Source organism: Sphingomonas sp. LR60, assembly GCF_036855935.1.
Lineage (GTDB): Bacteria > Pseudomonadota > Alphaproteobacteria > Sphingomonadales > Sphingomonadaceae > Sphingomonas.
Genome location: NZ_JASPFK010000001.1, coordinates 3672198 through 3694480, shown reverse-complemented (window position 1 = coordinate 3694480; position 22283 = coordinate 3672198). Strand labels below are relative to the sequence as shown.

The 22283-nt window shown below is 66.5% G+C and carries 24 protein-coding genes and 2 pseudogenes; 12 read left to right on the top strand and 14 right to left on the bottom strand.

From position 1 onward, the window contains the following. Positions 1-96: 96 nt before the first annotated feature. The 11 genes from QP166_RS17680 to QP166_RS17630 form a co-directional block, all read right to left on the bottom strand. Positions 97-588 (bottom strand): MmcB family DNA repair protein, encoded by a 492-nt coding sequence (locus QP166_RS17680; RefSeq protein ID WP_333917093.1) that lies wholly within the window; start codon positions 586-588, stop codon positions 97-99. Between the two features lie 65 nt (positions 589-653). After that, entirely contained in the window at positions 654-1286 is a 633-nt protein-coding gene (locus QP166_RS17675; protein WP_333917092.1) for a cell wall hydrolase, read from the bottom strand. Between the two features lie 174 nt (positions 1287-1460). Continuing rightward, positions 1461-1790 carry a DUF1491 family protein gene (locus QP166_RS17670; RefSeq protein WP_333917091.1) on the bottom strand — a complete coding sequence of 110 codons (330 nt, stop codon included), beginning with the start codon at positions 1788-1790 and terminating at the stop codon, positions 1461-1463. Continuing rightward, on the bottom strand, positions 1787-2239 hold the full coding sequence (locus QP166_RS17665) for a PaaI family thioesterase (protein WP_333917090.1): 453 nt from the start codon (positions 2237-2239) through the stop codon (positions 1787-1789). The genes QP166_RS17670 and QP166_RS17665 overlap by 4 nt, the downstream gene beginning before the upstream one ends. Beyond that, positions 2229-2699, bottom strand: a complete 471-nt coding sequence (locus QP166_RS17660; protein WP_333917089.1) for a PTS sugar transporter subunit IIA — start codon at positions 2697-2699, stop codon at positions 2229-2231. Before QP166_RS17660 ends, QP166_RS17665 begins: the two co-directional genes overlap by 11 nt. Before the next feature lie 9 nt (positions 2700-2708). Continuing rightward, on the bottom strand, positions 2709-3299 hold the full coding sequence (hpf, locus tag QP166_RS17655) for a ribosome hibernation-promoting factor, HPF/YfiA family (RefSeq protein ID WP_333917088.1): 591 nt from the start codon (positions 3297-3299) through the stop codon (positions 2709-2711). Positions 3300-3353: 54 nt separating this feature from the next. Beyond that, entirely contained in the window at positions 3354-4043 is a 690-nt protein-coding gene (gene dnaQ, locus QP166_RS17650) for a DNA polymerase III subunit epsilon (RefSeq protein WP_333917087.1), read from the bottom strand. A 10-nt stretch (positions 4044-4053) separates the two neighbouring features. Then, positions 4054-4671: a dephospho-CoA kinase gene (gene coaE, locus QP166_RS17645; RefSeq protein ID WP_333917086.1), complete on the bottom strand. Its 618-nt coding sequence runs from the start codon at positions 4669-4671 to the stop codon at positions 4054-4056. After that, on the bottom strand, positions 4668-5483 hold the full coding sequence (locus QP166_RS17640; RefSeq protein ID WP_333917085.1) for a shikimate dehydrogenase family protein: 816 nt from the start codon (positions 5481-5483) through the stop codon (positions 4668-4670). Before QP166_RS17640 ends, coaE begins: the two co-directional genes overlap by 4 nt. A gap of 295 nt (positions 5484-5778) precedes the next feature. Further along, positions 5779-6366 carry a Maf family protein gene (locus QP166_RS17635; RefSeq protein ID WP_333917084.1) on the bottom strand — a complete coding sequence of 196 codons (588 nt, stop codon included), beginning with the start codon at positions 6364-6366 and terminating at the stop codon, positions 5779-5781. Then, the gene (locus tag QP166_RS17630; RefSeq protein ID WP_333917083.1) at positions 6366-7196 is read right to left on the bottom strand and encodes a pyruvate, water dikinase regulatory protein; all 831 of its coding nucleotides are present in this window, start codon (positions 7194-7196) and stop codon (positions 6366-6368) included. Before QP166_RS17630 ends, QP166_RS17635 begins: the two co-directional genes overlap by 1 nt. A gap of 327 nt (positions 7197-7523) precedes the next feature. On the opposite strand from QP166_RS17630, the gene hemE reads away from it, so the two are divergent. The 7 genes and pseudogenes from hemE (at position 7524) to ribA (ending at position 14346) form a co-directional block, all read left to right on the top strand. Continuing rightward, entirely contained in the window at positions 7524-8543 is a 1020-nt protein-coding gene (gene hemE / locus QP166_RS17625; protein WP_333917082.1) for a uroporphyrinogen decarboxylase, read from the top strand. A 2-nt stretch (positions 8544-8545) separates the two neighbouring features. Then, positions 8546-9001: a CopD family protein gene (locus QP166_RS17620; RefSeq protein ID WP_333917081.1), complete on the top strand. Its 456-nt coding sequence runs from the start codon at positions 8546-8548 to the stop codon at positions 8999-9001. A 450-nt stretch (positions 9002-9451) separates the two neighbouring features. Then, positions 9452-10708 carry a transcription termination factor Rho gene (gene rho / locus QP166_RS17615; RefSeq protein ID WP_333917080.1) on the top strand — a complete coding sequence of 419 codons (1257 nt, stop codon included), beginning with the start codon at positions 9452-9454 and terminating at the stop codon, positions 10706-10708. A 138-nt stretch (positions 10709-10846) separates the two neighbouring features. Continuing rightward, positions 10847-11582: pseudogene (locus tag QP166_RS17610) on the top strand (TerC family protein). 63 nt (positions 11583-11645) lie between these two features. Then, the gene (locus QP166_RS17605; RefSeq protein ID WP_333917079.1) at positions 11646-12257 is read left to right on the top strand and encodes a LolA family protein; all 612 of its coding nucleotides are present in this window, start codon (positions 11646-11648) and stop codon (positions 12255-12257) included. A gap of 240 nt (positions 12258-12497) precedes the next feature. Further along, positions 12498-13280, top strand: coding sequence for an exodeoxyribonuclease III (locus QP166_RS17600; protein WP_333917078.1), 783 nt, complete (start codon positions 12498-12500; stop codon positions 13278-13280). A 44-nt stretch (positions 13281-13324) separates the two neighbouring features. Beyond that, positions 13325-14346 (top strand): annotated as a pseudogene (ribA, locus tag QP166_RS17595) (GTP cyclohydrolase II). 276 nt (positions 14347-14622) lie between these two features. Here ribA and QP166_RS17590 read toward each other — a convergent pair. Then, complete coding sequence (locus QP166_RS17590) at positions 14623-15291, bottom strand: HAD family hydrolase (protein ID WP_333917077.1); 669 nt, start codon at positions 15289-15291, stop codon at positions 14623-14625. Beyond that, on the bottom strand, positions 15288-15971 hold the full coding sequence (locus QP166_RS17585; RefSeq protein ID WP_443027228.1) for a YggS family pyridoxal phosphate-dependent enzyme: 684 nt from the start codon (positions 15969-15971) through the stop codon (positions 15288-15290). Before QP166_RS17585 ends, QP166_RS17590 begins: the two co-directional genes overlap by 4 nt. On the opposite strand from QP166_RS17585, the gene QP166_RS17580 reads away from it, so the two are divergent. Continuing rightward, positions 15970-16482 (top strand): thiamine phosphate synthase, encoded by a 513-nt coding sequence (locus tag QP166_RS17580; protein ID WP_333917076.1) that lies wholly within the window; start codon positions 15970-15972, stop codon positions 16480-16482. The two genes, QP166_RS17585 and QP166_RS17580, sit on opposite strands and share 2 nt — an antisense overlap. 87 nt (positions 16483-16569) lie before the next feature. Here the strand turns inward: QP166_RS17580 and QP166_RS17575 are convergent, their stop codons facing one another. After that, on the bottom strand, positions 16570-17220 hold the full coding sequence (locus QP166_RS17575; protein WP_333917075.1) for a hypothetical protein: 651 nt from the start codon (positions 17218-17220) through the stop codon (positions 16570-16572). 267 nt (positions 17221-17487) lie between these two features. On the opposite strand from QP166_RS17575, the gene QP166_RS17570 reads away from it, so the two are divergent. From QP166_RS17570 to holA, 4 genes are read left to right on the top strand one after another with little or no spacing between them, the layout of a single operon-like run. Further along, the gene (locus QP166_RS17570; protein ID WP_028967403.1) at positions 17488-17934 is read left to right on the top strand and encodes a DUF3576 domain-containing protein; all 447 of its coding nucleotides are present in this window, start codon (positions 17488-17490) and stop codon (positions 17932-17934) included. A 16-nt stretch (positions 17935-17950) separates the two neighbouring features. Continuing rightward, positions 17951-20488, top strand: coding sequence for a leucine--tRNA ligase (gene leuS / locus QP166_RS17565; protein ID WP_333917074.1), 2538 nt, complete (start codon positions 17951-17953; stop codon positions 20486-20488). A 38-nt stretch (positions 20489-20526) separates the two neighbouring features. Further along, positions 20527-20997 carry an LPS assembly lipoprotein LptE gene (gene lptE / locus QP166_RS17560; RefSeq protein WP_333917379.1) on the top strand — a complete coding sequence of 157 codons (471 nt, stop codon included), beginning with the start codon at positions 20527-20529 and terminating at the stop codon, positions 20995-20997. After that, the gene (gene holA, locus QP166_RS17555; protein WP_333917073.1) at positions 20994-22004 is read left to right on the top strand and encodes a DNA polymerase III subunit delta; all 1011 of its coding nucleotides are present in this window, start codon (positions 20994-20996) and stop codon (positions 22002-22004) included. The genes lptE and holA overlap by 4 nt, the downstream gene beginning before the upstream one ends. Positions 22005-22283 lie beyond the last annotated feature (279 nt).

Here is a 22283-nt window from a genome sequence, read left to right as displayed (position 1 = left end):
CAAGCACGAAGCATTTGCTGGCGGGTAGCCTAGCTATCCGGCTGCGCTGAGTTCCTCTCTGGCGATCACAATCCTGGTTGCGACCGGGTACAGCCTTTAAAAGCCGCCGATCGCTTCCGGATCGTGCACCGCAATGACGCGGCGGGCCGCACGGCGCGCGAAGGCGAGGGTGCAGCGCTTACGCGTGGCGGCAGGTAGCGGATCGGTGCGGGCTTCGCGGACGATCGCGGCGTCATAGCGGTCGGCAATGATCAAGCCGGTGCGCTCCGGCAGGAACGCCTCACCGGCAATCGGCGACGTGTCGAAGCCGGCGGGCACCGCCCAGTAGAAGCGGTCGCAATGCGCGAGATAATCCTGCCACTTGCCGTCGCCCAGCAAATCGGCGCGCGAGACCTTGATCTCGACGATCACCAATTGTCCGCGTGGATCGACCGCCATCAGATCGGCGCGACGGCCGCCATCCAGCGGCACTTCGGCGATTGCGGTCAGATCATGCCGCAACAGCATGCGCGTCACACCGCGGGCGACGTCTCGCGCGCACAACGCGACGGTTTCTTCTTGATGGCAGGTGTCGGGCGGCGTCAGCATGGCCACCCGATTAGAACATCATGCGAACAAAAGCCACGCCTTCGTTCGCAGGCGCTCGATCGCGATCAGCGATAAAAGATGTGGTTCCCGATCGACGCGACCCGGACGCCATTCGAATGGCCGACGCGACGATGGTTGAAATACAATGCGTTGGCGGCATCGCTCTCCCACGCGTCCTTTAGCGCGACCTTGGCGACGGCCATGGCGGTGCGCCAATCGTCGTTGCTCGGTGCCGCCGGCATCCGGCCACCGCGAACGAAGGAGAATTGCCCCTTCTGCGTCACGACGTCGCACGCGCTGCCGCCGAAGCGGTGCGAGCGGGTGCGGTTGAGGATCACTTCGGCAACGGCGAGCTGACCGCTGAGCGGCTCCCCGCGTGCTTCGAAATAGATGGCGCCAGCAAGGCAGCGCAGGTCTTCGTCGGCGTCCGAACGAATCGACTGGTCGGCAACCGCCGCGGCGAGGGTAGGATAGGCGATCTGCTCTTCGACCTGCGCCGCGGTTACCGTCGCTTCCTGCGCAGCCGGTGCGGCTGGGGCGATCGTGGGAACCTGAGCGGGGAGAGCGAGTTGAATCGCAGTAGACGCGGCGGGAACCGCCGGGAGTTCAGCAGCCAGTCCGGGAGCGCTCTGCGCAACCAGAGCAAGGACCGAGAAAGTAAGCGTCGCGAAAGTTGCAACGCGCGAACTGAACGGCATTCCACATCATTTTTATGCGGTGAGTGCGCGGATACGATCGCTGAAGCAGCGTTAGCTGTTCGATATCGCTCCGGGTCCCCCCGACTGCGTCACCGTCGGGATCGCACCCCGCATCGGCACAACGCATGTTGTCGATGCAGTTCGGCTACGGGCAACAGGTTAACAGGGTCAATGCTACAGGATCGTTTCAGCGACGAACCGTTCGGCGTCCGGGATGTCCAGTTCGATCACCCAGAGATCGGGGTCACGTTGGCGCCGGTTTCGCCAATATTCCTCGATCGCGGCCGGACCGTCTGCAGCCGGCCCAGCGGGGATCAGCAAGTCCAGGTCGTCGAGTCCTCGCATCCGCTCGAGCGCACGCATCTCGCGACCTTCGGCGATCAGGATCAGCAACGCGCCGCTTTGGGGCTCACCACGTGCGCGCACCACTGCGAGGCCGCCCGCATCGTTTACTCGCCGCAGCAATGCGCCGATCGCCAGATGGGTGGGTAGTCGCGCGCTCATAGTCCGGCATATCCGGGGAGCGATGCCAGCGCGATTCGCGATCGCATGAATGTGCCCGTACCGCGCGCAACCTCTTCACCATCGGCGGTGATCAGTCGCGCCTCCGCCACGAACACACGGCGCTGCCCGCTGATCCAGCGACCTTCCGCCACCACCGGGCCGACTCCGAGCGGGCGAGTCAGCAGCAGGCTAAACTGTGTGGTCAGCAGAAAGCGGTCGGTGACCAGGCTGTTGCAGGCGTAGAAGGCCGCATCGTCCAGCATTTTGAAATAGCTGGTGCCGTGCGCCGCGCCGGCGGCGTGGAAATGGCGTTCGTCGACAGCGAAATGGATGCGCGACTCGCCCGGCGCGACAAGCTCCAGGCGTGATTCGAAGAAGCGGTTGATTGGGGCTGCGGCATAGAGCGACTCAAGCGCCCGATAATGGGCGGCGGCGCCTTCAGGCGGCATCACGGACGCCATGATCGGACAGCAATGCATAGATCGCATCGGGTGAGCCGGCGCCGCGCAGCTTGGCGACCAGCGCGCGATCGCGCAACCGCCGGGCGACGCGGGCAAGCGCCTTCAGATGGTCGCTCCCGACCTTGGGCGGCGAAAACATCGCCACCACCACGTCGACGGCAGTATCGTCGATCGCGCCATAGTCGAGCGGTTGTGCAAGCCGCGCAACCGCGAGCGCGATCCGTGGCAGTCCCATGATCCGCGCGTGCGGGATCGCGACACCGCCACCGAAGCCGGTCGAGCCTTCCTTCTCACGTGCCGCCAGCCCGTCCGCCAGCGCGCGCGCCTCGATGCCCAGTATCGGGGCGGCGAGCGCCCCGATCTGGGTGAAGAGAGCCTTTTTAGAAGCGGCGGGCAGTCCGACGACGATCAATTCGGGGACGAGCAAGTCGCTGAGATCGCTCGCCATCAGGTCCGGTCAACCACCACGCTGCGGCTCCACCCAGCCGATCGTGCCGTCACCGCGACGATAGACCATGTTGTACGAGCCGGTGCCGGCATTCTTGAACAGCAATGCCTGCGTGTTGCGCAGGTCGAGCATCATCACCGCATCGGAGACGCTGGCATCGGGCACGTCGACACGCGTTTCGGCGATTACCAGCGGCGCATCGCCCGCATCGTCCTCGCCGATCTGCTCGGCAAAAAGCGTATAGCCGGCATTGTCATAGCCGTTGCGAGCCTGCTCCTCCTCGGTCGCAGTATGCGCGGCGTGGCGATCCTTGAGCCGGCGCACGTAACGACGCAGCTGCTTCTCGATCTTCTCGGCGGCACCATCGAAAACGATATGCGCGTCATGCGCATCATGACGGCCCTTCAGGATCAAGCCGCGCGTCACATGCGCGACGATGTCGCAGGTGAAGCCGTTATCGTGCGGGCCCTTGCCGAAGGTGACCTCCGCCGAGATGGCGCGCGCGAAATATTTGTCGGCGATACCCTGGAGTCGGTCCTGCACATGGGCCTTCAGCGCGTCGCCGATCGCCACCTGGTGACCTGAGATCCGGATATCCATACTTTACCTCCATTTATGCCGTCTCGCCCCCTGCGATCCGGCCGTACAATCGCGTCATTCGGACGCGGCGACCCCCCACAAAGGCTCTTTGACCTTCTTAAGAAACGCAGCATGCGCGGCCAGTTCCGCATCGCTCGGCGAAAAGACCCGCAGCGGGCGGACGCGGGCCGGCGCAATCGTGACCTGCTCGACCACGATCGGCGCGGCTTCGCTGACCAGCCCGAGCCCGATCTGTCGCCCGCCCATCAGCTCGACATAGACTTGCGCCAGCAACTGCGCATCGAGCAGCGCGCCGTGTAATACACGGTGCGAGCGGTCGATTCCGTAGCGGTTGCAGAGCGCGTCGAGCGTGTGCTTGGCGCCCGGATGGCGGGTGCGCGCGATCGCCAGCGTGTCGATCATCCGCGACGCCGAAACTGCGACATTGCCGCAGCGTTCCAGCTCGCCATTCAGGAACGAGAAGTCGAATCCGGCATTATGCGCAACCAGGGGCGCATCGCCGATGAACTCCAACAGCGCCGAAACTCCCGCTGCAAATACCGGATGTTTGGCGAGAAAAACGGCCGACAGCCCGTGGACGCGCTCTGCCTCGGCGGGCATGTCGCGCTCGGGGTGGAAATAGGCGTGGAAGGTGCGGCCGGTTTCGACGCGGTTGACCAGTTCGACGCAGCCGATCTCCACCATACGATCCCCGCCGGCGAAGCTGAGGCCAGTGGTTTCGGTATCGAAGACGATCTCACGCATGATCGCGTCGTTATCGACCCTGTCCGGCCTGCACGCAAGCGATGACGCGCATCACCGCGGCGCGCGTCTCGTCGAGCGACACGTCGGTCGGGATCACGAAATCGGCACGTGCGCGCTTCTCGGTGTCAGGCAATTGCCGAGAATAGATGGCATCGAAGCGGGCCGGGGTCATGCCGGGGCGCGCCAGAACCCGTTCGCGCTGCACCGGGGCCGAAGCGGACACGACCACGACTCGATCGACCTCGCGGTCCCCGCCCGTTTCAAAAAGCAGCGGGATGTCGAACACGACCAGCGGTGCGTCACGATGCCGGGCGAGGAAGGATTCGCGCTCGGCGCGAACCGCCGGGTGGACGATCGCCTCGAGTGCGCGCATCGCTTGATCGTCGCCGAGCACTGAGGCGCCGAGCGCGGCGCGGTCGATGCCCTGCGCGCCGGTGGTGCCCGGAAAGCGTGCCTCGATCGCCGCGACCAGCGCGCCGCCCGGTCCTTGCAGGCGATGGACGGTCGCATCCGCATCGAACACCGGCACCCCGGCGTCGGCGAACATCGCCGCCACCGTCGACTTGCCCATGCCGATCGAGCCGGTGAGGCCGAGGATCACCCTTTCCGACGAGGGAGGCATCGTCATGCGAGCAGGCGTGCGCGCAGTTCCTCGTCATGCTCGCGGGGTGGCGCGGCGCCGAAGAACAACTCGAACGCGACCGCCGCCTGCCCGACCAGCATCTCCAGCCCGTCGACCGTCTCCAGCGCGCGCGAGCGCGCGGCCTTCAGCAGCGGGGTTTCGAGCGGAGCGTAGACGATGTCGTAGACGACCGCGTCGTCGGGGAGCGGCGCAAGATCGAGGTCGAGCGGGTCGTGCCCGGTCATGCCGAGCACGCTGGTGTTGACGAGCAGCGCCGCCGCCGGCAGCCGCGCGTTCAGCGGCAGCGCATCGCCCTTGAGCCCGAACTTCGCCAGCAACGCCGCGCCCTTCAGCGGGGTGCGGTTGAGCAAGGTCACGCGCCCGACCTTGCTGCGCGCGAGCGCGAACAGCACCGCGCGCGCCGCGCCGCCCGCGCCGACCACCACCACCGGCTGGCCGGACAGATCGAGATCGGCGATCGGCGACAGGAAGCCCGCCGCATCGGTGTTGGTGGCGATCAGCGCGCCATCCTCGCCGCGGAACACGGTGTTCGCCGCGCCGATCATCCCGCGTACGTCACCGGGATCGGGGACGTGATCGAGCGCCGCCACCTTGTGCGGCACGGTGATGTTGCACCCCCGCCAATCGGCGTCACCGGCGCGGCGCGCGAAATAGTCGGCGAGGTCGGCATCGGCGACCCGCGTCGCGCGATAGTCGCCGGCCAGCCCGAGCTTTTCGAGCCAGAAGCCGTGGATCAGCGGCGACTTGGAATGCGCGATCGGATCGCCGATCACCTCGGCATAGTGGGTGTTGGTCATGATGCTACCTTGGCCGGTGCGGTCATCGGGGCGTTTGCGTAGCGTCTGTCCGTCGAGCCGGGTGCGTCACGGCATCCACCGAACAGGTCGACGCCTCTGCGAAACTGCCGGGTTGAGTCTTTTTCAGACCGTACCCCGGCGGAGGCCGGGGTCCAGTTGTGGAGGACGTTCCGATAGTTACAGGCGTCTCCCAACTGGACCCCGGCCTTCGCCGGGGTACAAGAAGGGGACTGTTGTAGAGGTTGCGCTTTCGCCGGGGTGACGGCGTAATGGGGGGTGACGAAGGGACCAACGCTCACGCCGGCAACACCTGTCGGACACGCAGATAATCGAGCACCGGGAGCAACGGCATCCCCAGTACGGTGAACTGGCTGCCGTCGATCCGGGCGAACAATTGCGCGCCCGGGCCTTCGATCCGGTAGCAGCCGACGCAGCCCGCGATCTCCGGCCATTCGGCGTCGAGATAGGTCTCGATGAACGCGGGCGAGAGTGCGCGGACGAACATCTTGGCCTTGTCGACGATGCGCCACACCGCCTGGCCATTCTCGGCGATCACCGCCGCGCTGACGAGATCGTGGCGCTTGCCCGACATGCGCGTCAGGTGATCGCGCGCTTCGTCGCGGCTGGTCGGCTTGTCGAGGATCGTCCCGTCGTCGAGCACCGCGAGGCTGTCCGACCCAAGCACCAGATGCCCGGGGTGACGCGCCGACACCTTGAGCGCCTTCAGCTCGGCGAGTGCGTCGGCGATGTCGCGCGGGTGTCGTCCCGCCATCGCCGCCTTGAGCGCGGCTTCGTCGGCATAGGCCGGCTCGGCGGTGAACGGCACCCCGGCGGCTGCGAGCATCGTGGTCCGCGAGGCGCTTTGCGAGGCGAGAATCAGCATCAATCGGTGTTCCGTGCGGCGAGCCCGCGGCGTTCGTTGACCAGAGCGATGATTGCGGCGGCGGTTTCCTCGATCGAGCGGCGGGTGACGTCGATCACCGGCCAGCCGTTATCGGCGAACATCCGCCGAGCATAGGCGATCTCACGCGCCACCGCATCCTGGTCGACATAATTGGTTTCGGTCGCCTGGTTGAGCGACAGCAACCGGTTCCGGCGGATCTGGATCAGCCGGTCGGTGCTGGTGGTCAGCCCGACGACGAGCGGATTCTTGAGCGAGAAGAGCGCGCGCGGCGGCGGGCTTTCGACGACGATCGGGATATTGGCGGTCTTGTAGCCGCGATTGGCGAGATAGATCGAGGTCGGAGTCTTCGACGAGCGGCTGACCCCGGCGAGCAGGATGTCGGCCTCTTCCCATTCCTCATGCGCGATCCCGTCGTCATGCGCGATCGTGAACTGGATCGCGTCGACACGCTCGAAATAGGCGGCGTCGAGGACGTGTTGCCGACCCGGCCGTGCCTTGGCCTGCTGTCCGAGCAGCATCGACAGCGCATCGTTGACCGGATCGAGCGGGGCGACGGTCGGCAGCCCGAGCGCCTTGCAACGCGCCTCAAGCGCGGTGCGCGTCACCGGATTGACGAGCGTGAAGATCACCAGCCCCGGATTCTGCGCGATTTCCTGAAGGATGCGGTCGAGATGCGTTTCGGTGCGCACCATCGGCCAGAAATGCCGGACGGTCTCGACATCGTCATATTGCGCGAGCGCGGCCTTGGCGATGTTCTCCAGCGTCTCGCCCGTCGAATCCGACAGCAAGTGGAGGTGGAGGCGGAGCATCAGGAGCCGGACATCGGGTGGGGTGGACCGATCTGTGGATAAGTCGTGGACAGCCGCTAGCGTAACTTCATCGACCCGCCAAGCGCGACCCCGATCGGTGGAAAACCCGGATTCCATCCACAGCGCCGTCCCCAACCCGTGATTTTATCCACAGGGTGTGGAAAGCGGGGATGATCCGATGCGAATCCGTCGGCGTGCGCCAGAGTCGATCGAGTCAAGCTGTTGGCAATTCCGGTGGTGACGCATAAGCCCCCGCGATCCACGCGCCTACAACAGCAACAACCAGACTCTCTGAATCTTCCTAGAAGGGTAGAAGGATCGCACCCGATGGTGAGCAAACCCCTGTTGCGAGTCCTGAACGGCCACCGTGCCGACCGCCCGCCGACGTGGCTGATGCGGCAGGCCGGGCGCTATCTCCCCGAATATCGGGCGTTGCGCGCGGAAAAGGGCGGGTTCCTAGCGCTCGCCACCGATCCGGTCGCCGCCGCCGAGGTGACGCTGCAACCGATCCGTCGCTTCGGGTTCGACGGCGCGATCCTGTTTTCCGACATCCTGATGGTGCCATGGGCGCTGGGGCAGGACCTGACTTTCGGGGCGGGTGAGGGGCCGCGGCTCACCCCTGCACTGGTCGACGCGACGCTGGCGGCGCTGACTCCCGAACCGACGCGGCTCGATCCCGTCTATGCGACGGTGCGGCGGGTCGCCGGGTCACTGCCCGCCGAGACGACCTTCCTCGGGTTCGCCGGTTCGCCATGGACCGTCGCCACGTATATGGTGGCGGGGCAGGGCAGCCGCGATCAGGAAGTGACGCGCCGTTTCGCCTATGCCGATCCGGCGGCGTTCGGCGCAATCGTCGAGGCGATCGTGGCGACGACGATCGACTATCTCGCGACGCAGATCGAGAATGGCGTCGAGGCGGTGCAGATCTTCGACAGCTGGGCGGGGAGCCTATCGCCCGAGCAGTTCGAGCGCTGGGTGATCGCGCCCAATCGCGCGATCGTCGACGGCGTTCGCGCCCGCTGCCCCGGCACGCCGATCATCGGCTTTCCGAAGGGCGCGGGCGGCAAGCTGGCAGCCTATGCGAGCGGCACGGCGGTGGATGCGATCGGGTTGGACGAGACGGTCGATCCGCTGTGGGCCGATTCCGTGCTGCCGGCCGGTTTGCCGGTGCAGGGAAATCTCGACCCGCTCGCACTGCTGACCGGCGGTGTGGCGCTGGATGCCGGGATCGACCGCGTGCTGGCGGCGTTCCCGGAACGGCCGCACATCTTCAATCTCGGCCACGGGATCGGGCAGCACACGCCCATCGCGCATGTCGAGCATCTGCTGAATCGGATAAGGGGCTGAACATGGTCGGGTTTCTTGGCGCGACCTATGATTGGGTGAAGGCTGCGCATGTCATCTTCGTGATCTTCTGGATGGCCGGGCTGTTCATGTTGCCGCGCTATCTGGTCTATCATCAGGAAGGGCTGTCCGACGCCGCCGACGCCGCGCGCTGGGTCGAGCGCGAGAACAAGCTGCGCGCGATCATCCTGACCCCGGCGATGATCGTGGTGTGGGTGCTGGGCCTCGCGCTCGCGCTCAACGCCGGGATCGCCGATGGCGTGCCGGGGCTCGGCTGGTTGCACGCCAAGCTGGCGATCGTGTTGCTGCTGTCGGGCTATCACGGCTGGGCGGTGGGCTATGCGAAGAAGCTGGCGCGCGGGCAGGCGGGGGTGTCGAACAAGGCGCTGCGGATGATGAACGAGATCCCGGCGCTCGCGACCGCGCTGATCGTGATCCTGGTGATCGTGAAGCCGTTCTGAGGCGCTGCGCCTTCGTCGTTGCGGAGGGGCGGGGCTTCTGAGGCTCTGCCCCTTCGTCGTTGCGGCGGAGGCGGTGCTTCTGAGGCTCTGTCCCTTCGTCATTCCCGCGAAGGCGGGATCCAGAACCTCTGACGTCGCGGCTCTTACGAGGACCTGCGCGTCTGGATTCCCGCCTTCGCGGGAATGACGAAGAGGGGGCGGGAATGACGAAGAGGGGCGGGAATGACGGTAAAGCGGCGAGAACGACGGGCGTGCGCGCGGATGACGAAGGTGCGCGCGAATGACGGCGCTGGCGACGTCGGCGCTTGACTATCTCGACCATGAATCATACCTCGCGCCCGTGACGTCGCCGGTCCTCGGTGCGCGCCGCATCCTCTACAGCTTCGTTTCTCGAGCGTTTTCCATCGCCGGCCGAGCTTTCCCCGACCCCCGATCACATCGGACAGATACATGCATCTCAAGGATTTGAAGAAGAAGGCCCCCGCCGAGCTGGTGCAGCTTGCCGAGGAGCTGGGCGTCGAGAGCGCCTCGACGCTGCGCAAGCAGGACCTGATGTTCGCGATCCTGAAGGTGCAGGCCGAGAACGGCGAGCAGATCATGGGCGAGGGCACGATCGAGGTGCTGCCCGACGGCTTCGGCTTCCTGCGGTCGCCGCAGTCGAACTATCTGGCCGGACCGGACGACATCTATGTCAGCCCCAATCAGGTCCGCAAGCACGGCCTGCGCACCGGCGACACGGTCGAAGGCGAGATCCGCGGGCCGAAGGACGGCGAGCGGTACTTCGCGCTGGTCAAGATCATGCAGGTCAATTTCGAGGACCCCGAGCGCGTTCGCCAGCGGGTGAACTTCGACAATCTCACCCCGCTCTATCCCGACGAGCGGCTGAAGATGGAAATCGAGGATCCGACGATCAAGGACAAGTCGGGCCGCGTGCTCGACGTCGTCGCGCCGATCGGCAAGGGGCAGCGCTGCCTGATCGTCGCCCCGCCGCGCGTCGGCAAGACGATCATGATGCAGAATATCGCGAGGGCGATCGCGCATAACCATCCGGAAGTGTTCCTGCTGGTGCTGCTGATCGACGAGCGGCCCGAGGAAGTCACCGACATGCAGCGCACGGTGAACGGCGAGGTGGTCAGCTCCACCTTCGACGAACCCGCGACGCGCCACGTCCAGGTCGCCGAGATGGTGATCGAGAAGGCCAAGCGGCTGGTCGAGCACAAGAAGGATGTCGTCATCCTGCTCGACAACATCACCCGTCTGGGTCGCGCCTACAACACCGTCGTGCCGTCGTCGGGCAAGGTGCTGACCGGCGGTGTCGACGCCAATGCGCTCCAGCGGCCGAAGCGCTTCTTCGGTGCGGCGCGCAACATCGAGGAAGGCGGATCGCTGACGATCATCTCGACCTCGCTGATCGATACCGGCAGCCGCATGGACGAAGTGATCTTCGAAGAGTTCAAGGGCACCGGCAACGCCGAGATCGTGCTGGACCGCAAGGTGGCCGACAAGCGCATCTTCCCGGCGATCGACGTCGGCAAGAGCGGCACGCGCAAGGAAGAGCTGCTGGTCGAGAAGGGCCAGTTGTCGAAGATGTGGGTGCTGCGCCGGATCCTGATGCAGATGGGCACCGTCGATGCGATGGAGTTCCTGCTCGGCAAGATGAAGGATTCGAAGACCAACGACGACTTCTTCGATTCCATGAACCAGTAACCGGCCGTCGGGTACGCCGCGGTGCGTACCCGCCCGACCAACGGCTGGGGCCACGGTTCCCCGTTTCCCATGGCATTCCACGCCCGGAACGTTATGCCGGCCAGCATCATTGATGCGGTCAGACGGGGAGTGACCTAATTGAGCCTTATCGCCACGCTTGCCGCCGCGGCTTCCGCCGGTGCGGCGATCCAGGGACCCGGCTCGCTGGGTGACATCTGGCAGCATATCGTCGCCGATTTCTCGAACCTGTCCGATCCTGCCGCGCTGGCTGCGTTCGGATCGGTGCTGATGATCGACCTCGTGCTGGCGGGCGACAATGCGATCGTAGTCGGCGCGCTGGCCGCGGGATTGCCGAGCGAACAGCGCAAGAAGGTGATCCTGATCGGGATCGGCGCGGCGCTGGTGCTGCGGATCTTCTTCGCGTTGATCGTCACCTGGCTGATGGGAGTCGTCGGGCTGATCTTCGCGGGCGGGTTGCTGCTGTTGTGGGTCAGCTGGAAGTTCTGGCGCGAGATCTCGGAGCGGCGGGCACTCTGAGATCGATGCCGCCGAAGACGCTGCGGCGGTCAAGCCGGTCAAGAGCTTCGCCGCGGCGGCCTGGGCGGTCGCGGTCGCCGACGTGTCGATGAGCCTCGACAACGTGCTGGCGGTCGCGGGCGCGGCGCGGGAGCATCCCGGCATCCTCGTCATCGGCCTGTTGCTGTCGGTGGCGCTGATGGGGCTGGCTGCGAACTTCATCGCGCGGATCATCGATCGCTATCGCTGGATCGCCTATGTCGGGCTGGCAGTGATCGTGTTCGTGGCGTTCCGCATGATCCACGAAGGCTGGGTCGGCAGCGACACGACGCCGGGGCTGGCGACGCTGTTCACCTGAGTTCAGCGCGGGTTCAATGGCCGGCGGGCAGGTCTCGCCGCCGTAACGCTGTGTGGAGACGTCATGTCGCAATATCTTCTGCCGCTCGCCGCGCTGGTCGCGGTCGCGACTCCGGCGATAGCGCAGACCGGCACCGATCTGGCGGCGGTGCAGCGCTCGATCGCCGGACTCGACTCGATGACGGCGGCGTTCAGCCAGACCGATCGCAACGGGCAGGTGCTGACCGGCACGCTGACGCTCAAGCGGCCGGGCAAGATCCGCTTCCAATATCAGAAGGGCGTGCCGCTGCTGATCGTCGGGGACGGCAAGGCGCTCACCTTCATCGATTATTCGGTGAAGCAGGTGCAGCGCTGGCCGATCGGCAACTCACCCTTGGGTGTGCTGCTCGATCCGACCCGCGACATCTCGCGCTATGCCAAGGTCGTGCCGTCGACCAATCCGGGGGTCCTGTCGGTCGAAGCCTATGACGACAAACATCCCGAATATGGGCGGATCACCTTGGTGTTCGCGCGCAGCGCCGCGGCGCCGGGCGGGTTGATGCTGCAGGGGTGGGCGGCGCTCGACAGCCAGGGCAATCGCACCACGATCCGGCTGACCGATCAGAAGTTCAACGTACCGGTCGCCGACTCCGCGTTCCGCTGGGTCGATCCGCGTCGACAGGGTCGATCGAGCTAAATTTCGGCATTTTTGTCCAATTCGTTCATGTCCGCGAAAGGCTGCGGGCCTTAGAGCAATGAGCACGGTCGGCGGGCCGCCGGGATTTTCCCCCTGTTGCCCGGTCTCCTGCCTACCGCTTGCGTGACGAACGCTGAGTCGGCCCTCGCTCCATGCCCCCGGAGCGAGGGCCTTTCTCGTTCGGTCGCCTTGCATCGGCGTGCCTTGTCGACCCTTCGGCGCGAAGCTACCTAGCCGGTCGTGAAAATCGTCTCCTGGAACATCAACTCGGTCCGGTTCCGCATCGAGATCGTCGAGCAATTCCTTCGCGAGGCGCAGCCCGACGTGCTGTGCCTGCAGGAAACCAAGGTGATCGACACCGACTTCCCGATCGAAGCCTTTCGTGCCCTCGGTTACGATCACATTCTGCTGCACGGACAGCGGATGCATCACGGCGTCGCGATCGTTGCGCGCGTCCCCGTCACCGCCGACGATCGGCTCGACTGGCAGGCCAATCGCGAGGCGCGACACCTGGGGGTCCGGCTGCCCAACGGCGTGCGGCTGGAGAATGTCTATGTTCCGGCTGGCGGCGACGTCCCCGATCGCGAGCTGAACGCCAAGTTCGGGCAGAAGCTCGATTTCGTCGAACGCATGACCCGCTGGTCGGAAGCGCTGACCGAGCCGACGATCCTGACTGGCGACTTCAACATTGCTCCGCTGCCAAGCGACGTGTGGAGCCACAAGGCGCTGCTGAAGGTCGTCAGCCATACGCCGGTCGAGGTCGAGGCGCTCGACCGACTCAAGGCGTCGAACGACTGGGTCGATCTCGGACGACATTTCCATCCGGCGCCGGCCCGGCTGCATACGTGGTGGAGCTATCGCTCGCCCGACTGGACCAAGAACGATCGCGGCCGCCGCCTAGACCATATGTGGGCGACCGGCGATGTCGCAACGACCGCGACCGCGCATACCGTCTTCGAGCCGTGCCGTAGCTGGCTCAAGCCGTCGGACCATGTGCCGATCATGACCGAATTCGCGTGGTGACCCACGCTGCCGAAGCGCGCGACGCGGCGCGCGCGATCGACGCGATGCGGCGCGGCTGGCCGATCACGGTAACCGCGGACGACGAACCGTCGCTGACCCTGCTGGCGATCGAAACCGCCGATGGCGAGCGGCTGGCGCGCTTTGCCGTGGACGGTCACTTCGACGTGCTGCTGTCGAGCGGGCGCGCCGCGACGCTCAAGCTTGCGAACCAACTCGACGCGGCGGTGCCCGATCGGCCGGTGATGGTCGAACATGCCCCGTGGTTCGACATGGCGCTGGCGACCGCATTGGCCGACCCGCAGCTCGATCTCGCGACGCCGCTGAAGGGACCGTTCCGCACGATTCCGGTGACAGCGCCGGGAGCGGCGGGCGCTGCGCTGCAACTTGCGCGGATCGCCGGGCTGCTTCCTGCCTTCGCCGTCGGGCGTGGCGAGTCGGTACAGACCGTCGATGCGCGCGCGATCGCGGCGCATGAGGATGCGCAGGCGTTACAGATCGCGGTGCGCGCGCGGTTGCCGGTTGCCGGGGCCGAGCAGGCGGAGATCGTCGCCTTCCGCTCCCCGGAGAGCGCCGACGAACATATCGCGCTGGTGATCGGCACAGCGACGGGCGAACCGCCCCTCGTCCGGCTGCATAGCGAATGCCTGACCGGCGATGTGCTCGGCAGCCTGAAATGCGATTGCGGGCCGCAATTGCACGCCGCGATCGAGGCGATTTCCGCCGCGGGATGGGGGTGTTGCTTTACTTGCGGCAGGAGGGGCGCGGGATCGGGCTGGTCAACAAGCTGCGCGCCTATGCGTTGCAGGATCAGGGCTTCGATACCGTCGATGCCAATGTCCGGCTCGGGTTTGCGATCGACGCGCGCGACTTCGGAGTCGCGGCGCGGATGTTGCGGTTGTTGGGGCAGGACCGTGTGCGATTGCTGACCAATAATCCTGCCAAGGTCGCCGGGCTGGAGGCGGCGGGGGTCGAGGTGGTCGAGCGCGTTCCGCATGCGCTGCCGGCGAACCCGCACAACGAACGTTACTTGGCTACCAAGCGCGATCGTACGGGGCATCAGCTTTGAAGGACGTGCGATCGGATAGTCGCTCTTCGTCATTGCGAGCGTAGCGAAGCAATCCAGAGTCGGACTAGGACGCCTTGGATTGCTTCGCTTCGCTCGCAATGACGGGTGTCTTTCGGGTCTGATCCAGCTGGCTTGAACCATCTCTATTTGTACCCCGGCGAAGGCCGGGGCCCAGTTGGGAAGGCTTGGGAGTTGAAGCGCGAGGCACATCATTAGCGATGCCCAGCTGGGCCCCGGCCTTCGTCGGGGTACACATCAGCATTGATGGGTCACGTTCTAGAGGCTTAGGATCGTCGCGACTTCGTCGAAGTTTCTCGCAACCGCATCGACGCCGATCGCGCGGAGGCGGTCGCCGTGATTGGGTGCGCAATGCGCGCCGGCGACCAGACCGATCACGAACGCGCCGCTCGCTACCGCGCCGGTCGCGCCAACCGGTGAGTCTTCGATGATCGCACAGCGGTCGATCGCGACGCCCAGCTTCTCGGCGGCATAGAGATAGAGATCGGGCGCGGGCTTGCCGTTGGTGACATGCTCCGCACCCGAATAGAGATGCTCGCCAAATGCGGCGCGGAGCCCGAGATGTTCGAGATGGGTGGCGATCCAGCGCACGCGGCTCGACGAGACCACGGCACGCGGCAAGCCTTCGGGCAGCGAGCGGACGAAGGCGGTCGCCCCGGAAACCTCGGCGATCCCTTCGAGCAGGCAGCGCTCATCCTCGGCGCGGCGCGCGCTCTGGAAGTCGGGCGGGATCGGACCGACGATATGCGCCTCGATCGCGGCGAGGAAGTCCTTGCCGGCGAGCCCCATGAACTGTGCCATCGTCTCCTCCGGCGTGGTCGGATAGCCGATCCCGGACAGATAGGTCGCGAGATGGCGATTGCCGGTGGCCTCGCTCTCGATCAGCACGCCGTCGAAGTCGAAGAGCAGGGCGTCGAAGCCAGTCATGCACGGTCTCCGAACAGCGCCGAGCCGACGCGGACGTGGGTGGCGCCGAGCGATACCGCCTGTTCGACATCGTCGGACATACCCATGCTGAGCCCGGTGAGTCCGGCATCGCGCGCGATCTTGGCGAGGAGCGCGAAATAGGGCGCGGGCTCGATCGCGGCCGGGGGCACGCACATCAGCCCGGCGACGGGCAGGTTCGCGCTCTGCGCCTCGGCCAGCAATATGGGCAGCTCCGCCACCGTACAGCCGCCCTTCTGTGGCTCGTCGCCGATATTGACCTGGATGAAGCAGTGCGGGCGGCGGCCGGTCGCGTCGATCGCGCGTGCCACCGCGGCCACCAGCGAGGGGCGATCGATGCTGTGGATCGCATCGGCGAGCGCCACTGCTTCGGCGGCCTTGTTCGATTGCAATTGTCCGACCAGATGCAACCGCGCATCGGCAAATTCCTCGCGCAGCGAAGGCCATTTCGCGGCGGCTTCCTGGACGCGGTTCTCACCGAAGTCGCGCTGCCCGGCGGCGAGCAGTGGACGGATCGCCTCGACGGGGTGGGTCTTCGACACCGCCACCAACGTGATGTCGGCAGGGTCGCGCCGCGCGATGCGGGCGGCGGCGGCAATGCGCGCGTGGAGGGCGGCGAGACGGTCGTCGGGGGTCATCGACCGCGCTATAGGGAGCGCCATGCCTGCCCGCCACCCCGTCCGCTGGCTGATGACCGACGAGCGTCAGGGCGAGCGTTTGTGGACGGCGCTCGACCGGGTGCCGCGCGGGGCGGGGGTGATCTTTCGGCACTATCGGACGCCACCGGCGGAGCGTCGGGCGCTGTACGAGCGTGTGCGGCGCGTGGCGCGTCGGCGTGGGCTGGTGCTGGTGGTGGCGGGCGCGGCGACGTTGCCGGGTGCAGCGGGTGTCCATGCAAGGCGGGGACGTGGCGTGGTGACGTGGCCTGCGCATGACCGGCGTGAGGCGCTGGCGGGGGTGCGGGCAGGGGCCGATGTCGTGCTGGTATCGCCGGTGTTCGCGACGCGATCGCATCCGGGGGCGCCGGCGCTCGGGTTATGGCGGGCGGCCGTGATCGCGCGCGGGCTGCCGGTGACGGTGATTGCGCTTGGCGGCATGGACGCGTGGCGCTGGCGGCGGGTGGCGGCTTTGGGGTTCGATGGCTATGCCGCGATCGATGCGTGGTCGCGCTGATGGGACCCACAGCGCTTCGTCCTCCCGGATCATGTCCGGGGCGACGCAAGGACCTCTAGTGAAAGCCTATTTCAGGCGGCCGCCGCCTTAGAAGCGGAAGGCAGTGCCCACGTAGATCGCCTGGCTGTCGCGGCGATCGTCATCGGCGCGGGTCAGGCGATCACGATCGGTCTTCAGCCGCATCCCGGCGGTCAGATCGAGATTGCGGGTGAGCGAGTAGCTGCCCCCGACATCGATCGAATAGCTGTTCGGCTCGGTAAGCGCGCGCGTCGTGCCGGGGAGCGGGCGATCCGCCGTGGCGCCGACACGGCCGGTCCACTTGGCACCCGAATAGCTGAGCGCGACATCCGCGGCTTCGCGGCTGCCCGGGATGCCGGCAAGATCGACCTTGGCGACGTCACCCGAAATCGCGAACCGCTTCCACCCGACCGACACGCCGAGATTATAGGCGATCGGCGCAAGGCCGACCGTCGCCGGCGTCGTCGCCGCGGCATAACGGGAATTGTCATGCGCCGCGAGGCTCGACCGTGCGCGAACCGCGACGGTGACTGCGCGATTGCCGATCCGCGACTCGGACGGCGTGAAACGGAAGCCGCTGGCGTCGAGCCCGCCGCGCGCGAACAATGCCGCGAGCTTGGGATCGGCAGCGGAGGGGGTGAACGAACCGCTAATCCGCGGTGCGGCGACCAGCTTGCGCGTCGATCGCTGCGACGAATCTGCCGCACCGAGCGCAGGCACGGCTGCAACGGCGACGGCCAGCAGGCCCCCCCGATCAATGCAGCGATGCGGCGCGTTACGGCCACGATCTTTTCCATCCCCTTTGTGCCGGACGAATCTGTCCGACCAATGAAGCCGGCCTAACAGGAATCCGTTCCGAGTCCATGACCAGCGCTGCGCTTTCTCCAGCACCTGTTGCATCATGTCCACATGGTGGCGCGCTTGCCGGGGGCAAAGGGTGCGGGTAGAGCGGGCAGGATTACCGAATTCCCTGTAAGGACGATGCCGATGTTCCGCCCCTTGCGCCTTGCGGCTGGCCTGTCGGCCGCTGTTGCCTTGTCGTTGAGCCTTTCGGCGTGCGGCGGACGCGGCGGCAAGCCGGCCGGCGACCTCGCCGCGTCGAAGGTGACGACGATCGGTGTGAACAGCTATCTGTGGCGCGCGACGCTCGACACGCTCAGCTTCATGCCGCTGCTCCAGACCGATTCCAACGGCGGCGTGATCGTCACCGACTGGTACGTCAATCCGCAGACCCCGACCGAGCGGATGAAGGTGACCGTCTCGATCCTCGACCAGGACCTGCGTGCCGATGCGGTGCGGGTCGCGGCGCTGCGCGAGGTGAATCGCGGTGGGCAGTGGGTGGCGTCGCCGGTCGAGGCGGCGACGACGCAGAAGCTGGAAGACATCATCCTGACGCGCGCCCGCGACCTGCGCCGCGGTGCAGTGACCGGCTGAGGCGACGACCACCGAGATGACCACCCGCTTCAATGCCCTGAAGGCCGACGCGCACTGGCAGCGCGTCTGGGACGAACGCACCACCTTCGCCGCGCGTGACGACAGCCCCAAGCCGAAGACCTATGTGCTGGAAATGTTCCCCTATCCGTCGGGGAAGATCCACATGGGGCACGTCCGCAACTATACGATGGGCGACGTGCTGGCGCGCTATCGCCGGATGACCGGGCACGAGGTGCTCCACCCGATGGGGTGGGACGCGTTCGGAATGCCGGCCGAGAATGCGGCGATGGAAAAGGGCGTGCATCCGGGCAATTGGACGCGCGCCAATATCGCTTCGATGAAGGCACAGCTGAAGCGGCTGGGTTTCGCGCTCGACTGGACGCGCGAACTGGCGACGTGCGAGCCGGATTACTACGGCCACGAACAGGCGCTGTTCCTCGACTTCTACAAGGCCGGGCTGGTCTATCGCAAGGAATCGGCGGTCAATTGGGACCCGGTCGACATGACCGTGCTCGCCAACGAGCAGGTGATCGACGGGCGCGGCTGGCGTTCGGGCGCTTTGGTCGAGAAGCGCAAGCTGAGCCAGTGGTTCCTGAAGATCACGCAGTTCGCCGACGAGCTGATCGAGGGGCTGGGGTCGCTCGACCAATGGCCCGACAAGGTCCGGCTGATGCAGGAGAACTGGATCGGCAAGAGCCAGGGGCTGCAGTTTCGCTTCGCGTTGTCCGACGGCGGGTCGGTCGAGGTGTTCACGACGCGGCCCGACACGATGTTTGGCGCCAGCTTCGTCGCGGTCGCTGCGGATCATCCGCTCGCGCAGGCGCTGGCCGCGCGTGACGCCGATGCTGCGGCGTTCGTCGAACGCTGCAAGCAGGGCGGCACCACCGCCGCCGAATTGGAGACGCAGGAGAAGCTCGGCTACGATACCGGGCTGACCGCCGCGCATCCGTTCGGCGCGGGCGAGCTGCCGGTCTATATCGCGAACTTCGTGCTGATGGACTACGGCACCGGCGCGGTGTTCGGCGTTCCCGCGCACGACCAGCGCGACTTCGACTTCGCGACCAAATACCGTCTGCCGATCCGTCGGGTCGTTGCCGATGGCGACAAGGCCGACGCAGCGTTCGACGAGGATGCGGCATATAGCGGCCCCGGCCGGCTGGTGAATTCGCAGTTCCTCGACGGGCTCGATATCGACGCCGCCAAGCGCGAGGTGATCGCGCGCGCCGAGGCGGGCGGCTGGGGACAGGGATCGACCGTCTATCGCCTGCGCGACTGGGGCGTCAGTCGCCAGCGTTACTGGGGCACGCCGATCCCGGTGATCCATTGCGCGAGCTGTGGCGAAGTGCCGGTGCCGCGCGCGCAATTGCCGGTCAAGCTGCCCGAGGACGTCACCTTCGACGTGCCCGGCAATCCGCTCGATCGCCATCCGACGTGGAAGCATGTCGCGTGCCCGACGTGCGGGGCGGATGCGCTGCGCGACACCGACACGCTCGACACGTTTGCGGATTCGTCGTGGTACTTCATCCGCTTCGCCAGCCAGCCCGACGACAAGCCCTTCGACCGCGCGGTGGCGGAGAGCTGGCTGCCGGTTGGCCAGTATATCGGCGGGGTCGAACATGCGATCCTCCACTTGCTCTATGCGCGTTTCTGGACGCGCGCGCTGCGCCACGTCGGGCTGATCGACCTTGTCGAGCCGTTCACCGGGCTGTTCACGCAGGGTATGGTGACGCACGAGACGTATAAGCTCGACATCCCCGACCATGATGGGCCGCCCGGCGCCTTGTGGGTGTCGCCTGCGGATCTCACTGTCGGAGAGGGCGGGGCATTGTTCTTCCAGACCGAGGGCGGGGCGATCCCGATCATTCGTGGTCGCGTCGAGAAGATGTCCAAGTCCAAGAAGAACACGATCGATCCCGAACCGATCGTCGACCAATATGGCGCGGACGCGGTGCGCTGGTTCATGCTCTCCGACTCCCCGCCCGAGCGCGATCTGGAGTGGAGCGAGAACGGCATCGAGGGCGCGTGGCGGTTCGTCCAGCGGCTGTGGCGGCTGTTCGAGGGCGAGAAGGCTGGTACGGGCGTTGATATCGCGCTCGATCGCAAGCTGCACCGCACGATCGCCGACGTTGCCGCCGCGATCGAGGCGTTGTCGTTCAACAAGGCGGTCGCCAAGCTTTACGAACTCGTCGCCGCGATCGAGAAGGCCGCGCCTTCGGCATCGCGCGATGCGGCGATCGCAACGCTGATGCGGCTGGTCGCGCCGATGGCGCCGCACATCGCCGAGGAGGCATGGGCCGCGCATGGCGATGGCGGGCTGATCGCCGATGCCGCTTGGCCGACGGTCGATGCGGCGTTGCTCGTCGAGGACGAAGTGACGATCGCGGTGCAGATCAACGGCAAGTTGCGCGACACGCTGACGCTCGCCAAGGGCCTGGCGAAGGAAGATGCCGAGGCGGCGGCGCTGTCGTCGGAGAAGGTGCTTCGCGCGCTGGAAGGCAAGGCGCCACGCAAGGTGATCGTCGTGCCCGACCGGCTCGTGAACATCGTCGCGTGAGGACTCGCGCGATCTTGATCGTAGCGGCGTTGGCGGCGATGCCGCTTGCAGGATGCGGGCTGACGCCGCTCTATACCGGCGGCGGCGCCGGGCCGATCGCCGCGACGCTCGGCGAGGTCGAGGTTGCGCCGATCGACGGAAAGGCCGGTTGGCTGGTCGGTGGGGCGCTCAACGAGCGGCTCAAGGCGATCGGTGGCGGCGCGGCGCGGTACCGGCTCAACGTCCGGCTCGATGACAAGATCGTCGGGTTGGGCGCGCGCAGCGACGACTCGGTGGCGCGTGAGCGGCGGACGCTGCGTGCGCGTTATCAGTTGGTGGACACCGCCAGCGGATCGGTCGTGCTCGATGCCACCGCAGGGTCGGACGCCGGCATCGACGTCGTCGGATCGGAATATGCGACGATCGCGGCGGAGAGTACCGCGCTCGAGCGGCTGTCGGAGACGATCGCCGACCAGATCGTCGCGCGGCTGGCGCTTTATGCGCGGCGGACCCAGCCACCCGCGTCATGAAGGCGACCGAGGCACGGTTGACCGCGGCGCTCGACCGGCCACCCGCCGACATCCGCCTCTATCTGCTGCATGGCCCCGATGAAGCGGTGGCGCAGGCGTTCGTCGGGCGGCTCGCCAAGGCAATGGGCGAGGGGGCGGAGCGCGTCGATCTCGACGGGCCGACGTTGCGCAGCGATCCGGCGCGGCTTGCAGATGAAGCGGCGGCGCTGTCGCTGTTCGGCGACGCGCGGTTCCTGCGGGTTACTGGCGCAGGCGAGGAGTCGCTGGAAGCAGTAACGGCGCTTTTGGTCGCGGACCGCGCGGGAAATCCCGCGGTCGTTCTCGCACCCACGGTGAAAGCGACGGGCAAGCTGGTGAAGGCGGCGATCGAGTCGGACCGCGCGCTGGCGTTCGCCTGCTACCCGCCGGGCGCGCGTGACGCGGCGGCAATCGTCACGGATCTGGCGCGTGGCGCCGGGCTACGAATGTCGCCGGGGGCAGTGCAGCGGATCATTCGCGGGAGCGATGGCGACCGATCGGTGATGATGCGGGAGGTCGAGAAGCTCGCATTGTACCTGGATGCCGCGCCCGATCGGCCGGTCGACGCCGAGGAACAGGCGTTGGAGGCGATCGGTGCCGAGATCGCCGAGGGTGAGATCGGCGAGGTCGTTCTCGCGGTGACGGCGGGGCAAGTCGATGCGCTGATCGACGGATTGCGCCGGATGAACGGGCCGGATGCCTCGCCGATCCCGGTGTTTCGAGCACTCGGGCGGCGGCTGTTGATGCTGGCGGAGATGCGGAGCGCGGTCGAAGCAGGGGAGGGCGTCGATCAGGTGATGAAGCGCCACCGTATCTTCTGGCGTGAGGAGGCGGTCACGGCGGCGGCGTTGCGGCGCTGGACCTTGCCGGCGCTGACCGCCGCTCAGCGGGCTGCGCGGCGCACGGAGCGCGAGATCATCGCCGCCGGGCCGGCCGGACGTGTCGTTGCTGACACATTCCTGCTGCGACTGGCGCGCTCGGTTCGTTAGAGCGCGATGACGTCATGTCGGGCAGGGCCGTCATTGCGAGCGCGGCGAAGCAATCCAGGGCGTCGCGCGGAACACTGAATTGCCTCGCTACCCTCGCAATGACGAACGCAGGTCGGCCCATGTCCCGCTGACCTGAAAGGTGCTCGTGCCAAGTTGGACGCTCGGCACGAAGATGGTTTTGGTGTGCCACAAGGTGCGAGAGCGCAGCCAGAGGATCGCGTCCGCCGAGCAAGGCAGCATGACGCCGAAAACGCGTAACCGTTTTGAGTGGCGACGTCG

What these genes read in the sequence shown, in the direction of transcription:
- QP166_RS17680 (WP_333917093.1), bottom strand. Translation starts at nt 588, where the DNA reads ATGCTGACGCCGCCCGACACCTGCCATCAAGAAGAAACCGTCGCGTTG.
- QP166_RS17675 (WP_333917092.1), bottom strand. Translation starts at nt 1,286, where the DNA reads ATGCCGTTCAGTTCGCGCGTTGCAACTTTCGCGACGCTTACTTTCTCG.
- QP166_RS17670 (WP_333917091.1), bottom strand. Translation starts at nt 1,790, where the DNA reads ATGAGCGCGCGACTACCCACCCATCTGGCGATCGGCGCATTGCTGCGG.
- QP166_RS17665 (WP_333917090.1), bottom strand. Translation starts at nt 2,239, where the DNA reads ATGCCGCCTGAAGGCGCCGCCGCCCATTATCGGGCGCTTGAGTCGCTC.
- QP166_RS17660 (WP_333917089.1), bottom strand. Translation starts at nt 2,699, where the DNA reads ATGGCGAGCGATCTCAGCGACTTGCTCGTCCCCGAATTGATCGTCGTC.
- hpf (WP_333917088.1), bottom strand. Translation starts at nt 3,299, where the DNA reads ATGGATATCCGGATCTCAGGTCACCAGGTGGCGATCGGCGACGCGCTG.
- dnaQ (WP_333917087.1), bottom strand. Translation starts at nt 4,043, where the DNA reads ATGCGTGAGATCGTCTTCGATACCGAAACCACTGGCCTCAGCTTCGCC.
- coaE (WP_333917086.1), bottom strand. Translation starts at nt 4,671, where the DNA reads ATGACGATGCCTCCCTCGTCGGAAAGGGTGATCCTCGGCCTCACCGGC.
- QP166_RS17640 (WP_333917085.1), bottom strand. Translation starts at nt 5,483, where the DNA reads ATGACCAACACCCACTATGCCGAGGTGATCGGCGATCCGATCGCGCAT.
- QP166_RS17635 (WP_333917084.1), bottom strand. Translation starts at nt 6,366, where the DNA reads ATGCTGATTCTCGCCTCGCAAAGCGCCTCGCGGACCACGATGCTCGCA.
- QP166_RS17630 (WP_333917083.1), bottom strand. Translation starts at nt 7,196, where the DNA reads ATGCTCCGCCTCCACCTCCACTTGCTGTCGGATTCGACGGGCGAGACG.
- hemE (WP_333917082.1), top strand. Translation starts at nt 7,524, where the DNA reads ATGGTGAGCAAACCCCTGTTGCGAGTCCTGAACGGCCACCGTGCCGAC.
- QP166_RS17620 (WP_333917081.1), top strand. Translation starts at nt 8,546, where the DNA reads ATGGTCGGGTTTCTTGGCGCGACCTATGATTGGGTGAAGGCTGCGCAT.
- rho (WP_333917080.1), top strand. Translation starts at nt 9,452, where the DNA reads ATGCATCTCAAGGATTTGAAGAAGAAGGCCCCCGCCGAGCTGGTGCAG.
- QP166_RS17605 (WP_333917079.1), top strand. Translation starts at nt 11,646, where the DNA reads ATGTCGCAATATCTTCTGCCGCTCGCCGCGCTGGTCGCGGTCGCGACT.
- QP166_RS17590 (WP_333917077.1), bottom strand. Translation starts at nt 15,291, where the DNA reads ATGACTGGCTTCGACGCCCTGCTCTTCGACTTCGACGGCGTGCTGATC.
- QP166_RS17580 (WP_333917076.1), top strand. Translation starts at nt 15,970, where the DNA reads ATGCCTGCCCGCCACCCCGTCCGCTGGCTGATGACCGACGAGCGTCAG.
- QP166_RS17585 (WP_443027228.1), bottom strand. Translation starts at nt 15,971, where the DNA reads ATGGCGCTCCCTATAGCGCGGTCGATGACCCCCGACGACCGTCTCGCC.
- QP166_RS17570 (WP_028967403.1), top strand. Translation starts at nt 17,488, where the DNA reads ATGTTCCGCCCCTTGCGCCTTGCGGCTGGCCTGTCGGCCGCTGTTGCC.
- leuS (WP_333917074.1), top strand. Translation starts at nt 17,951, where the DNA reads ATGACCACCCGCTTCAATGCCCTGAAGGCCGACGCGCACTGGCAGCGC.
- lptE (WP_333917379.1), top strand. Translation starts at nt 20,527, where the DNA reads ATGCCGCTTGCAGGATGCGGGCTGACGCCGCTCTATACCGGCGGCGGC.
- holA (WP_333917073.1), top strand. Translation starts at nt 20,994, where the DNA reads ATGAAGGCGACCGAGGCACGGTTGACCGCGGCGCTCGACCGGCCACCC.